At 59.8% G+C, this 13,362-nt stretch carries 12 protein-coding genes; 3 read left to right on the top strand and 9 right to left on the bottom strand.

What is annotated here, in order from left to right:
* Positions 1-55: 55 nt before the first annotated feature.
* The 5 genes from C8K66_RS21370 to C8K66_RS21350 form a co-directional block, all read right to left on the bottom strand.
* On the bottom strand, positions 56-982 hold the full coding sequence (locus C8K66_RS21370) for a glutamate/aspartate ABC transporter substrate-binding protein (protein ID WP_017844611.1): 927 nt from the start codon (positions 980-982) through the stop codon (positions 56-58).
* A gap of 315 nt (positions 983-1,297) precedes the next feature.
* The gene (gene glpD / locus C8K66_RS21365; protein ID WP_057004346.1) at positions 1,298-2,836 is read right to left on the bottom strand and encodes a glycerol-3-phosphate dehydrogenase; all 1,539 of its coding nucleotides are present in this window, start codon (positions 2,834-2,836) and stop codon (positions 1,298-1,300) included.
* Positions 2,837-3,111: 275 nt separating this feature from the next.
* Complete coding sequence (locus tag C8K66_RS21360; RefSeq protein ID WP_017844613.1) at positions 3,112-3,867, bottom strand: DeoR/GlpR family transcriptional regulator; 756 nt, start codon at positions 3,865-3,867, stop codon at positions 3,112-3,114.
* A gap of 95 nt (positions 3,868-3,962) precedes the next feature.
* Complete coding sequence (gene glpK / locus C8K66_RS21355; RefSeq protein ID WP_017844614.1) at positions 3,963-5,468, bottom strand: glycerol kinase GlpK; 1,506 nt, start codon at positions 5,466-5,468, stop codon at positions 3,963-3,965.
* Positions 5,469-5,547: 79 nt separating this feature from the next.
* The gene (locus tag C8K66_RS21350; RefSeq protein WP_026139753.1) at positions 5,548-6,402 is read right to left on the bottom strand and encodes an MIP/aquaporin family protein; all 855 of its coding nucleotides are present in this window, start codon (positions 6,400-6,402) and stop codon (positions 5,548-5,550) included.
* Positions 6,403-6,729: 327 nt separating this feature from the next.
* Between C8K66_RS21350 and ybaK the strand changes: the two genes are divergently transcribed.
* On the top strand, positions 6,730-7,200 hold the full coding sequence (gene ybaK / locus C8K66_RS21345; protein ID WP_017844616.1) for a Cys-tRNA(Pro) deacylase: 471 nt from the start codon (positions 6,730-6,732) through the stop codon (positions 7,198-7,200).
* Between the two features lie 24 nt (positions 7,201-7,224).
* Here the strand turns inward: ybaK and C8K66_RS21340 are convergent, their stop codons facing one another.
* Entirely contained in the window at positions 7,225-8,334 is a 1,110-nt protein-coding gene (locus C8K66_RS21340; RefSeq protein ID WP_108525868.1) for an ABC transporter ATP-binding protein, read from the bottom strand.
* Positions 8,331-9,251, bottom strand: coding sequence for an ornithine carbamoyltransferase (gene argF / locus C8K66_RS21335; RefSeq protein WP_026139754.1), 921 nt, complete (start codon positions 9,249-9,251; stop codon positions 8,331-8,333). The genes C8K66_RS21340 and argF overlap by 4 nt, the downstream gene beginning before the upstream one ends.
* Before the next feature lie 433 nt (positions 9,252-9,684).
* Here argF and C8K66_RS21330 point away from each other — a divergent pair, with 433 nt between their 5' ends.
* Both C8K66_RS21330 and grxD read left to right on the top strand, forming a co-directional pair.
* A complete protein-coding gene (locus tag C8K66_RS21330; protein ID WP_102617512.1) occupies positions 9,685-11,793 on the top strand; it encodes a molybdopterin oxidoreductase family protein in 2,109 nt (702 codons plus the stop codon).
* Positions 11,794-11,879: 86 nt separating this feature from the next.
* The gene (gene grxD, locus C8K66_RS21325) at positions 11,880-12,218 is read left to right on the top strand and encodes a Grx4 family monothiol glutaredoxin (RefSeq protein ID WP_046384543.1); all 339 of its coding nucleotides are present in this window, start codon (positions 11,880-11,882) and stop codon (positions 12,216-12,218) included.
* A 171-nt stretch (positions 12,219-12,389) separates the two neighbouring features.
* Here the strand turns inward: grxD and bfr are convergent, their stop codons facing one another.
* Complete coding sequence (gene bfr, locus C8K66_RS21320) at positions 12,390-12,860, bottom strand: bacterioferritin (protein ID WP_017844621.1); 471 nt, start codon at positions 12,858-12,860, stop codon at positions 12,390-12,392.
* Between the two features lie 201 nt (positions 12,861-13,061).
* Positions 13,062-13,280, bottom strand: coding sequence for a bacterioferritin-associated ferredoxin (locus C8K66_RS21315; RefSeq protein ID WP_026139755.1), 219 nt, complete (start codon positions 13,278-13,280; stop codon positions 13,062-13,064).
* Between the last annotated feature and the right edge of the window lie 82 nt (positions 13,281-13,362).

Raw genomic sequence — 13,362 nt, 5'->3', positions numbered from 1 at the left:
GTAACAGACGCCTGAGGGAGGAGTGGCTCCCTCAGGAGATAAGGTTAGCCAGAAATCAGATTTTTACGTCAGGCGCAGGCTTATCGCTCGGATTGGCGATCAGTTCCTTGACCTTGTCGCTCATCGGGAAGTTCAGGTTCAGGCCTTTTGGTGGGATCGGGCTTTCGAACCACTTGCTATAAATCTTGTTGATTTCACCGGATTTGTAGAGCGCGACGATGGCGTCATCCACGGCTTTCTTGAACGCAGGATCTTCTTTGCGAACCATGCAGGCATAGGCTTCGAAGGACTGCGGAGTACCAGTGATAACCCAGTCATTCGGCTTCTTGGCCTTGGCTTCTTCACCGGCCAGCAGGGCGTCGTCCATCATGAAGGCAACGGCGCGGCCGCTTTCCAGCATCTGGAAGGACTCGCCGTGGTCTTTGGCGGAGATGACGTTCATGCCCATCTGCTTGTCGGCGTTCATCGCCTTGATGATGCGCTCGGACGTGGTGCCGGCGGTGGTCACGACGTTTTTGCCTTTGAGGTCGGCGAAGTCGCTATAGGACGGCTTGCCATCCTTGTCTTTCTTGACCAGCAGGCGGGTGCCGATTTCGAAGATATTGGTGGTGAACGCCACTTGCTGAGCGCGTTCGGCGTTGTTGGTGGTGGAACCGCACTCGATGTCCACGGTGCCGTTCTGCACCAGCGGGATACGGGTCTGGGAAGTGACCAGGTTGTACTTGGCCTGCAGCTGGGGCTTGTTCAGGTCTTTTTTCAGGGCTTCGACGATAGCCAGCTGAATGTCGTGGGAGTAGCCCACCGGTTTACCCGAACCATCCGCGATGTAGGAAAACGGAATGGAGCTGTCGCGGTGCCCGAGGGTGATGGTGCCCGAGTCGTTGATTTTTTTCAGCGTGCCGGTGAGTTCGGCGGCGAAAACTGGAGTGCTGATCAGAGCGGCAGCGATAGCTGCGCCCAAAATATGGGGAACGATGCGCATCAATACTTCCTCGACATTTGTTTTTTTTATGAAGCCGGTTAAGCGGCTCTCTTATACAGCGAATGCCCGTGACGGCTCCTGAGGCATCTCAGGCAATCGTCCTGAAGTGTAGAGCATGAGTCGTGCCAGTCCACGAGTAAAAGGTTAACTGTATGATTTATATAGCAATTAAGTTTTTATGAGCGAGAATTTATAACGGCCAGGTCCGGCAAACCGAATCGCGCAGGGGAATGCTGTTCGGAAAACCGAATGGCTGAACCGATATGAAAAAGCCCCCGGGCCTTGCGGCGCAGGGGCTTTTGTACGAGCAGTCTGTCAGGCCGCCTGGATCTTGCTGCGGTTATGCTCCACCTTGGACAGATAACGCCGCACATTGGCCTGTTCTTCCGGGGTGGTGAACAGGCCAAGCTTGGTGCGGCGCCACAGCACGTCCTCGGGTTGGGTCGCCCATTCTTCGGCGCACAGGTAGTCGACTTCGCGGGTGTACAGGCCGCCACCGAGGTGGTCGCCGAGGTCGGCCAGCGATTGCACGCCTTCGAGCAGGCGCCAGGTGCGGCTGCCGTAGGTGGTGGACCAGCGCCGCGCGATTTCGCTTGGCACCCAGTCGAACTGGGTACGGATGGCCGCAGCGAGGGCTTGCGGCGTGCTCATGTCTTCGCCGCCCGGCAGGCTGGCGGTGGCGGTCCAGCTTGGGCGCATCTGTGTGAAATAGGGCGCCAGGTGGGCCATCGCCGACTCGGCGAGCTTGCGGTAGGTGGTCAGTTTGCCGCCGAACACCGACAGGATCGGCGCCTCGCCAGCGCCGCCGGAGAGCGACAGGGTGTAGTCGCGGGTGATGGCCGACGGGTTGTCCGACTCGTCGTTGCACAGCGGGCGCACGCCGGAGTAGGTGTGGACGATGTCGTCGCGGCTCAGTTGTTTCTTGAAGTGAGCGTTGACCACCTTGAGCAAGTAGTCGGTTTCACCTTCGGTAATCGCCACTTTCGCCGGATCGCCGGTGTATTCGCGGTCGGTGGTGCCGATGATAGTCAGGTGGTCCAGGTATGGAATCGTGAACACGATGCGCTGGTCTTCGTTCTGCAGGATGTGCGCGTGGGCGCCTTCGTACAGTTTCGGCACGATCAGGTGGCTGCCCTGGATCAGACGGATGCCGTAGGGCGAATCCAGCTTCAAGTCTTCCTTGATGAATTTGGCGACCCACGGCCCGGCGGCGTTCACCAGCGCCTTGGCGCGGATCGAGAACAGGCTGCCGTCGGTGCGTTCCATGTTCATTTCCCACAGGCCCTTGCTGCGGTACGCGCTGACGCAACGGGTTTGGGTGTGGATGTGTGCGCCTTTTTCACGCGCGGCCATGGCGTTGAGCACCACCAGGCGGGCGTCATCGACCCAGCAGTCGGAATATTCGAAGCCTTTGGTGATTTCGCTTTTCAGCGGGCTGTCGGGGCCGAACTTGAGGCTTTTCGAACCGGCGAGCTTTTCGCGCTTGCCCAGATGGTCATACAGGAACAGGCCGGCGCGGATCATCCACGCCGGACGCAGGTGCGGGCGGTGCGGCAACACAAAGCGCATCTGCTTGACGATGTGCGGGGCCTTGGCCAGCAGGACTTCGCGTTCGGCCAGGGCTTCGCGCACCAGGCGGAATTCGTAATGTTCGAGGTAACGCAGGCCACCGTGGATCAGCTTGCTGCTGGCGGAAGACGTGTGGCTGGCCAGGTCGTCCTTTTCGCAAAGGAATACCGACAACCCGCGCCCGGCTGCGTCTGCTGCAATGCCGACGCCATTGATCCCGCCACCGATTACGGCAACGTCATAGACTTCGGCAAGCGGTGGAGCAGGCAAGGTGGAAGGGTTCATCGGCTGGCCTCGCGATCTTTTCGTATTGGAAATCGAACATTAATGTTCATTTCCGAAAATGGTAGCTGATAAACGCGCCCACAGCCACCCGACTTCGATTGAAAAAACTCATCGAAGGGCGAGAAAAGGAAAATTTGTGAACATGTGCCTGGGGAAGGCTCAAGGAAATGGGGGCTGGATCAATCGCTATCGGGGGCAAGCCCCTCCCACATTTGAATGGGTTCACACATCAAAGTGTGGGAGGGGGCTTGCCCCCGATAGCATCAGTGCAGGCGCTAGACGACTTCCAGCCGAACCTTATGCTGGTTCAACAACTGCACCAGCGCCGGCACCGGCTGCTGGTCGGTCACCAGGCAGTCCACCAGGCTGATCGGGCCCAGGCGAATCATGGCATTGCGCCCGAATTTGCTCGAGTCGGCCGCCAGGATCACCTTGCGTGCATTGGCGATGATCGCCTGGGAAACCCGCACTTCCTGGTAGTCGAAGTCGAGCAGGCTACCGTCTTCATCGATACCGCTGATGCCGACCAGGGCGAAATCGACCTTGAACTGGTTGATAAAGTCGACGCTGGCCTGGCCCACCACGCCGCCGTCACGTCGCACGCTCCCGCCAGTCAGCAGCACGTCGAAGTCGTCCTTGGCGCTGAGCATGGTGGCGACGTTGAGGTTGTTGGTGATGATTTTCAGGTGATTGTGGTTGAGCAACGCACGGGCGATGGATTCAGTGGTGGTGCCGATGTTGATGAACAGCGAGGCATGGTCGGGGATTTGTGCGGCGATCGCTTCGCCGATGCGCTGTTTCTCGTCGCGCATCTGGTCGGCCCGCATGGCGTATGCGGTGTTTTCGACGCTGGAATCATAGGCTGCGCCGCCGTGGTAGCGGCGCAACAGGTTGGCGTCCGCCAGCTGGTTGATATCGCGGCGGATGGTTTGCGGGGTGACAACGAACAACTGCGCCATTTCCTCGATACTGACGTAGCCGCGTTCGCGGACCAGTTCGAGGATTTGTTGCTGGCGGGGAGGCAGATTCATTGGGCGTCCTTTGGGCTGCCATACAAAAGTGGCCCATGATGACGCAGGAATCTGCTCCCTGCCAGTTACAACCCTAAGTGGTTCCGGCGAAGGGCTTATTCAGCGCCTTCGTGCGGTTCCCAATCACGGGTGCGGCTCACCGCTTTTTGCCAGCCGGCGTAGAGTTTCTCCTTGGCCGCTTCTTCGAGCTGGGGTTCGAATTCGCGCTCGATCACCGCTTTGCCGCGCAATTCCTCCAGGCTGCCCCAGAAGCCGCAGGCCAGGCCCGCCAGGTAGGCGGCGCCGAGTGCCGTGGTTTCGCGCATTTGCGGGCGTTCGACCTGGGTGCCGAGGATATCGGCCTGGAACTGCATCAGGAAGTTGTTGGCCACTGCGCCGCCGTCCACGCGCAGGGATTTAAGGCGTTCGCCGGAGTCCTGCTGCATCGCGTCCAATACGTCGCGGGTCTGGTAGGCAATCGACTCCAGAGCTGCGCGAATAATGTGATCCACGCGCACGCCACGGGTCAGGCCGAACAACGCGCCACGGGCATACGGGTCCCAATACGGCGCGCCCAGGCCGGTGAACGCGGGCACCAGGTACACGCCGTTGCTGTCCTTGACCTTGCCGGCGAAGTATTCGGTGTCGTGGGCGTCGTTGATGATTTTCAGCTCGTCGCGCAGCCACTGTACGGTGGAGCCACCGTTGAACACGGCGCCTTCCAGGGCGTAGGCCACTTCGCCACGCGGGCCGCAGGCGATGGTGGTGAGCATGCCGTGCTTGGATTTCACCGCTTTGTCGCCGGTGTTCATCAGCAGGAAGCAACCGGTGCCGTAGGTGTTCTTGGCCTGGCCCGGTTCCACGCACATCTGGCCGAACAGCGCGGCCTGCTGGTCACCGGCGATGCCGCCGATGGCAATGCCACTCTTGGTGCGGCCGTAGATTTCCGACGACGATTTCACTTCCGGCAGCATTTCCCGTGGCACATCGAGGATGTCCAGCATCTTCGCGTCCCATTCCAGGGTATGGATGTTGAAGAGCATAGTGCGCGAGGCGTTGGTGTAGTCGGTGACGTGGGTCTTGCCGCCGGTGAATTTCCAGATCAGCCAGCTGTCGATGGTGCCGAACAGCAGCTCGCCGTTGCGCGCACGTTCGCGGCTGCCTTCGACGTTATCGAGAATCCACTTGAGCTTGGTGCCGGAGAAGTACGGGTCGGTGACCAGGCCGGTGGTGTCGCTGATGTATTGCTCGTGGCCATCGCGCTTGAGCTGCTGGCAGATCTCGGTGCTGCGGCGGCACTGCCAAACGATGGCGTTGTAGATCGGGCGGCCGGTGACTTTGTCCCAGACCACGGTGGTTTCGCGCTGGTTGGTGATACCGATGGCGGCGACCTGGTCATGGTGCAGGCCGGCCTGGGCCAGGGCTTCGACCATCACCGCGCTCTGGGTCGCGAAGATTTCCATCGGGTCATGTTCGACCCAGCCCGCTTGCGGGTAATGCTGGGCGAACTCACGTTGGGCGGTGCAGACCACGTTGGCGTCACGATCGAAGATGATCGCCCGGGAACTGGTGGTGCCCTGATCGAGGGCAATGATGTAGTTCTTATTCTGAATGTCGGTCATGTCGATTGCCTTGGACGAGAAATAAGGAAGTGGGTAAACCGCCTGGGCCACGAAGGGGCAGGGTGGACCAGGCTGGCTATCAGGAAATGCGGGTGTTGCCGTTGACGGCGCTGTCTTCGGTTTCGGCGACAGCGGGTGCGGCGCTTGGCAGGTGACGGGCAATCAGCCCGCGATACGCTGCAGCCCCCAGGCATGCACCGACAATCGGTGCGAAAATCGGCACCAGGAAGTAGGGAATATCACGCCCGCCAGTAAAGGCCATTTCACCCCAACCGGCGAAAAAGGTCATCAGCTTGGGCCCGAAATCCCGTGCCGGGTTCATCGCAAAGCCGGTCAGCGGGCCCATCGCGCTGCCAATCACCGCGATCAGCAAGCCGATCAGCAGCGGTGCCAACGGGCCGCGTGGCAGGCCGTTGTTATCGTCGGTCAGGGCCATGATCACGCCCATCAGGATCGCGGTGATGACCATTTCCACCAGGAAGGCCTGGGCCGTGCTCAGCAGTGCATGGGGATAAGTCGAGAATACCGAGGCCAATTCCAGGCTGGCCTGGGTGCCGCGCACCAGATGGTGGGTTTGTTCGTAATCGAAAAACAGGTTGCTGTAGAGCGTGTACACCAGGGCCGCGGAGCAGAAGGCGCCGGCGACTTGGGCGAGGATATAGAAGGGCAGTTTGCGCTTGTCGAAATCGGCAAAGAGACACAGGGCGATGCTGACCGCCGGGTTCAGATGTGCCCCGGAGATGCCCGCGCTCAGGTAGATCGCCATGCTCACGCCGATCCCCCAGATGATACTGATTTCCCATAAGCCAAAGCTGGCACCCGCGACCTTGAGCGCAGCGACACAACCGGTACCGAAGAAGATCAGAAGCGCAGTCCCCAGGAATTCGGCCATGCATTGGCTCGAAAGTGAAGGCTGTTGAAGTGCAGTTGTCATGGAAAACCTCAATTTGTTGTTCTTGTCTGGCGTCTGGCCTCAACGGGCCTTGCGCGATTTTCACCGTGTCGAGGATCCCCATCCCGGGCACGGGTTACTGCTGGAATGCTGCGGATGTATTCCTACAGTATTCGGAAACGAAAAAATATAGACAAGAATGACTGCTGTCAAAGGTCGAAAGTGAACTATCAGTCATTTTCGAACTATAGGTTTGATGAATGATCACGCTCGCCACAGTAAGTATTGCCATGAGTGAGGGGCGTACTAGAGCGTTTTGTGTGGGCTTGGCCTAGAATTGGCCATCCGTTTGCCACGCCTGGAGCGTCCATGACCCCTGCATTGGATTTGTTGAAAAAAGTTCGCGCCGAACATCGCATTCACAGTTATGAACACGATCCCAAAGCTGCCTCGTATGGCCTGGAGGCCGCGGAAAAGTTGGGTCTGGACCCGGCGCAGGTGTTCAAGACCTTGCTGGCGAGCAGCGAGAAGGGCGAATTATTGGTGGCGGTGGTGCCGGTCGTCGGAAGTCTGGACTTGAAAGCCCTGGCGCACGCCGCCGGGGTGAAAAAAGTCGAGATGGCCGACCCGGCGGCGGCGCAGCGTTCCACTGGCTATCTGCTGGGTGGGATCAGCCCGTTGGGACAGAAAAAGCGTTTGCGCACCTTTATTGATATTACTGCGCAGCCGTTCCCGACGATTTTTGTCAGCGCCGGGAGACGGGGGTTGGAAGTAGAGCTGTCCGCAGCGGTTCTGGCCGAGCATACCCAGGCCACGTTCGCGCCGATCGGCCGGGCCTGAGTTCGAAGGCTGGAGCGGGTTTCTTCAGTTGGCGGGGCTGTAGCGCCGCACACCCGAATCGGTGTGCGGAATCTGCGCCGCCGTGCTGCCGGAAGCCCGGAACAGCACCAGGTGTTCGACGGCGACGCGGATCCCCACGTCTGCACCGACCTGATGGTCGGCGTGGCTGGGGAAGATCGACTCCAACTGAGCGCCCGTCGGCAGTTGCAGGCGGTACAAGGTCGAGGCGCCGAGGAACGTCTTGCCGACGATCCGCGCTTTCAATGCGCTGTCCGGTGCGTAGACGATGTCGTCCGGGCGCAGCAATACATCCACGGCGCCACCTGGCGGCCAGCTATACGCGCGGTTGCCGCGCAGGTCGCCGAGCTCGGTGCTGACCGATTCCGGCGTACACAATTGGCCACGGATGAAATAGCCCTGGCCGACAAAGCTTGCGACGTAGGGTGTGAGCGGTTCGTGATAGAGGTTGTAGGGCGTATCCCACTGCTCCAGGCGACCTTCCTTGAACACGCCGACGTGGTCACTCACGGCAAACGCTTCTTCCTGGTCATGGGTCACCAGGATCGCACTGGTGCCACGTGCCTTGAGAATGTCGCGCACCTCATGGCTGAGCTTGCGTCGCAGCTCGCCATCGAGGTTGGAGAAGGGTTCGTCGAGCAGCAACAATTGCGGCTCCGGCGCCAAGGCGCGGGCGAGGGCCACGCGTTGTTGTTGACCACCGGACAGCTCGTGGGGAAAACGCTTGCCCAGGTTCTTCAGGTTGACCAGTTCCAGCAATTCGGCGACCACGCGGTCTTTCTGCGGGTGCTTGCGAATGCCAAAGGCGATGTTGTCGGCCACGCCCAGGTGGGGAAACAGCGCGTAGTCCTGGAACACCATGCCGATGCGACGTTTCTCCGGCGCCAGGGTGAACCCAGCACTGGAGATGACTTCGCCGGCCAGGCTGATTTCGCCTTCGTGTACCGGTTCGAACCCTGCGATCGCACGCAGGGTGGTGGTCTTGCCGCACCCCGAGGAGCCGAGCAGGCAACCGATGTCGCCGGCGTTGAGGTGCAGGTTGAGGTTCTGTACCACCCGCTGATCTTGATAGCCGCATGCCAGATTGCGCAGGTTCAGCAGTAATGGCTTGCTCATGCGTGGTGGTACGCTGGTTCGACCAGAAATTCGAGCAGGGCCTTTTGTGCATGCAGACGGTTTTCTGCCTGGTCCCAGGCGACCGAACGCGGGTCGTCGAGCAGATCGAGGCTGATTTCTTCGCCACGGTGGGCAGGCAGGCAGTGCATGAACAGCACGTCCGGCGCGGCCAGGTCGAGCAGGGCGCGGGTGACCTGGAACGGTGCAAACAGCTTCAGGCGCTTGGCGGTTTCGTCTTCCTGGCCCATGGAGGTCCAGACATCGGTGCTTACCAGGTGCGCGCCGACCACCGCGTCTTTTGGATCACGCAGGATCTGCACGCGACCATCGGCTTTGGCCAGGAATTCGGCGGACGGTTCGAAGCCTTCCGGGCAGGCGATGCGCAGGTGGAAGTCGAACTGGATCGCCGCTTCTATATAACTGTTGCACATGTTGTTGCCGTCGCCGATCCAGGCCACGGTCTTGCCCTGGATCGAGCCACGGTGCTCGAGGAAGGTTTGCATGTCGGCCAGCAACTGGCACGGGTGCAGGTCATCGGACAGGCCGTTGATCACCGGTACCCGGGAGTTCGCGGAAAATTCGGTCAGGGTGCTGTGGGCAAAGGTCCGGATCATCACCGCATCGAGCATGCGCGACATGACAATCGCGCAATCGCTGATTGGCTCGCCACGGCCCAGCTGGGTGTCACGCGGCGACAGGAAGATGGCCTGGCCACCCAACTGGATCATGCCGGCCTCGAAGGACAAGCGGGTGCGGGTCGACGATTTCTCGAAAATCATCCCGAGCACGCGGTTTTTCAAAGGCTCGAACAGTACGCCGCGGTTACGCAGGTCTTTAAGCTCAATGCCTCGACGGATCACGCTGACCAGCTCTTCGGGCGTGCAATCCATCAGGGAGAGAAAGTGCCTTGCGCTCATCATTAACTACCTTTTTGCAACAGACCGCAGATACTCAAAGCCTTGTTTATTGTGAAAACGGGCGAGACCTGCGGCGAAAGCCGCACGGGGCGACGAAATAGGGGAAGGCGCGATCTTATAATTAAATGTCGCGTCTTACCAATAGGGCTACGGTGTTTAGGGGTGTTCAGACAGGCGCGAGAGCGCTTTTGAAGACGATTTCCTGACAGCAGCGGGTCATTTGTACACTGGCCCTGCGACCTTTTGCAATCCGCGAGGGCGGGGCCAGGCCTGGCTGCGTCGGTTTCAGGGGCACTTCGGCAGGTTTTGAAACATTTTCTCACGCTTGCCCATGGCCTGGCCTGATGCCCTTCGATTCACGCGACGAACGTTGCTGGTGCCCGCCGCAGTCGCGGCCCATAGTCAGGCCAAAGCCCTAATAAAGAGACTGGCCATGACCAAGACTCTCCACCACCGTGCCTGCCATCTGTGCGAAGCCATCTGTGGCCTGACCCTGGAAACCACCCAAGCCGAAGACGGCAGCCTGGCGATCACGTCGATCAAGGGCGACCCACTGGACACCTTCAGTCGCGGGCATATCTGCCCCAAGGCAGTGGCGTTGCAGGATATCCAGAATGACCCGGACCGCCTGCACCAACCCATGTTGCGGGTGGGTAGCGAATGGCAACCGATTGCGTGGGAAGACGCCTTCGCGCTGGTGGCCGAAAAACTGGCGGGCATCCAGGCTCGCTACGGACAGAATTCAGTGGCGGTGTACCAGGGCAATCCCAGCGTGCATAACTACGGGCTGATGACCCACAGCAATTACTTCCTTGGCCTGCTCAAGACACGCAACCGGTTTTCCGCGACGTCGGTCGACCAGTTGCCTCATCACCTCAGCAGCCACCTGATGTACGGCCATGGCCTGTTGTTGCCGATTCCGGATATTGACCACACCGACTTCATGCTGATCCTCGGCGGCAACCCGCTGGCGTCCAACGGCAGCATCATGACCGTGCCCGACGTGGAGAAGCGCCTCAAGGCCATCCAGGCCCGGGGCGGCAAAGTGGTGGTGGTCGACCCGCGGCGCAGCGAGACGGCGGCGATTGCCGATCAGCACCTGTTTGTACGGCCCGGTGGCGACGCCGCGTTGCTGTTCGGACTGCTCAACACGTTGTTTGCCGAAAACCTGACCCGTGCCAGTCACTTGCCAGTCGACGGCCTGGACGACGTGCGCCGCGCAATCGCCGGGTTTACCGCTGAGGCCATGAGCCGCCAGTGCGCGCTGCCTGCCGAGCAGATCCGCCAGTTGGCGCGGGATTTTGCCGCGGCGGACAGGGCCGTGTGTTACGGGCGCATGGGCGTTTCGACCCAGGCATTCGGCACGCTGTGCCATTGGCTGGTGCAATTGATCAATCTGGTCACCGGTAACCTGGATCGTCCAGGCGGCGCCTTGTGTACCACGCCAGCGGTGGACCTGGTGGCCTCCACCTCCGGCGGGCATTTCAATCGTTGGCAGAGCCGTGTGTCGGGGCGTCCGGAGTACGGTGGCGAGTTGCCGGTGTCGGCGTTGGCGGAAGAAATGCTCACCGAAGGTGAAGGACAGATCCGCGCCCTGGTCACCGTGGCCGGCAATCCGGTGCTATCGACGCCGAATGGTCGCCAGTTGGAGCAGGCCCTGGATGGGCTGGAATTCATGGTCAGCGTCGATCTCTACATCAACGAGACGACGCGTTATGCCGACCTGATCCTGCCGTCCACCTCGGCGCTGGAAAACGATCACTACGACACCACCTTCAATATGTTCGCGGTGCGCAATGTCAGCCGTTTCAATCGTGCGATCCTGCCCAAGCCTGACGGCGCGCTGCACGACTGGGAGATCTTCGTCGGCCTGGCCAAGGCGTTTGCCGCGCACACCGGGGTTGCGCTCAAGCCGACCCTGCCACCGGCGCAGATGATCGACTTCGGCCTGCGCGCCGGCGTGTATGGCGATGCTTCCAGCCACCAATTGTCGGTGGCAATGCTCGCCGAACACCCCCACGGCGTGGACCTGGGGCCCCTGACGCCCAATCTCGCCGCGCGCCTGAAAACCGCGAATGGCCGGGTACAGGCCGCGCCGGCCGTGATTCTGGCGGACCTCGCGCGCTTCGCGGCACAACCGCTGCCACCGGCCGACGAATTGCTGTTGATCGGCCGCCGCCATGTGCGCAGCAACAATTCCTGGATGCATAACTATCACCGCCTGGTGAAGGGCAAGCCCCGGCACCAACTGCTCATGCATCCGGAGGATCTGGCCCGCCGCCAATTGAGCGACGGGCAGCGGGTGAAGGTCAGTTCGCGCATCGGCATGATCGAGGTCGAGGTCGCGGCCAGCCTGGACATGATGCCTGGCGTGGTCAGCCTGCCGCATGGTTGGGGCCACGGGCGTCCGGGCGTGCAGATGACGATCGCCAGCCGTCAACCGGGTGCCAGCGCGAACGACCTGACCGACGAGCGGCAGTTGGATGAGTTGTCGGGCAATGCCGCGCTGAACGGCGTGCCGGTCCACGTAGCTGCGGCATAAGGTCTCCGAGCACCACGCTGGGATTTTGCGTTACAATGCGCCACCGTGCCGACCTGTGAGTCGCAAAGTTCCAGCCGAGGTGTTCCATGGATATCATCGAAACGATCAAAGAGCAGATTGCCAACAACACCATTCTGCTTTACATGAAGGGCTCTCCCAATGCCCCGCAGTGCGGCTTCTCCGCGAAAGCGTCCCAAGCCATCATGAAATGTGGCGAGAAATTCGCTTATGTGGATATCCTGCAAAACCCGGAAATTCGCGCGAACCTGCCCAAGTACGCTAACTGGCCGACTTTCCCGCAACTGTGGGTAGCCGGTGAGCTGGTCGGCGGCAGCGACATCATCAGTGAAATGTTCGAGAACGGTGAGTTGCAGACGTTGGTCAAAGACGCAGCGGCAAAAGCGGCAGCCCAGACTGAAGCTTGATTGGCCTGCAACAAAAAGCCCCGCTTCTCATACGAGAGCGGGGCTTTTTTGTGCTTCATCTGTAGGAGCGAGCTTGCTCGCGAAGAACGTCAACGATAACGCGGGCCCCCTGATGGAATGCGGTGCCCTTGAGTTTTTCGCGAGCAAACTCGCGCCTACCGTGAATAAGGGTTATTCACCCATCTGCGATTGCAGGTAGTTCTCCAGGCTGACCTTGTCGATCAGGCCCAGTTGGGTTTCCAGCCAGTCGATATGTTCTTCCTGGTCTTCCAGGATATCTTCCAGCAGTTCGCGGCTGCCGAAGTCCTTGGTCACTTCGCAGTGAGCGATGGCGGCCTTGAGCTCGCTGTGGCTCTTGCGTTCGAAGCCCAGGTCGCTGCTGATCATTTCGTGGGTGTGCTCGCCGATGTTCAGCTTGCCCAGGTCCTGTACGTTCGGCAGGCCTTCCAGGAACAGGATGCGCTTGATCAGGGCATCGGCGTCCTTCATGGCTTTGATCGATTCCTTGTACTCACGCTTGCCCAGCTTTTCCAGGCCCCAATCGTCATACATGCGCGCATGCAGAAAGTACTGATTGATCGCGACCAGTTCATTGCCAAGGATTTTGTTGAGTTGCTGGATGACTGAGATGTCGCCTTTCATGATTGGGGTCCTGCCCTTTATTCGCGGTATATAAGCAGGAGTCTGCGTGGCGAGCCCCTGAGTGTCAAACCTAAGTTATTGAATAATAAATGAAAATTAATCTGAATAAGAATGTTTATGTTCCGCGTCTTGGCCCTAACTAATTGAATTTCGGGCATAAAAAAGCCGGACACTAAGTCCGGCTCTTTAAAATACGTTGATTCAGGCGTGTGTAAATTCTGCTGAATAGGGCAGCGCGACCTGAGCTGTTTGCAGCTGCGTCAGGGTTTCCCGTACCACTTGCTTGGCGAGGCAAGCACATTTGCCACATTGGCTGGCAACGCCGGTCGTTTCACGCACTTCCTTGTAGCTGCAGCAACCTTCGTAGATTGCTTCGCGGATTTGTCCGTCGGTGACGCCAGTGCAGAGGCAGACATACATAAGGGAGAACCATCGCGGGTTTAAGGCTTAAGTGCGATGGATCTTAATGTTAACGAGAATGATTGTCAAAGTAGTTTTGCCG

The organism is Pseudomonas sp. GV105 (assembly GCF_003058185.1).
Lineage (GTDB): Bacteria > Pseudomonadota > Gammaproteobacteria > Pseudomonadales > Pseudomonadaceae > Aquipseudomonas > Aquipseudomonas veronii.
The sequence above is the reverse complement of the archived record's forward strand: the minus strand, read 5'-3'. Positions and strand labels throughout refer to the sequence as shown.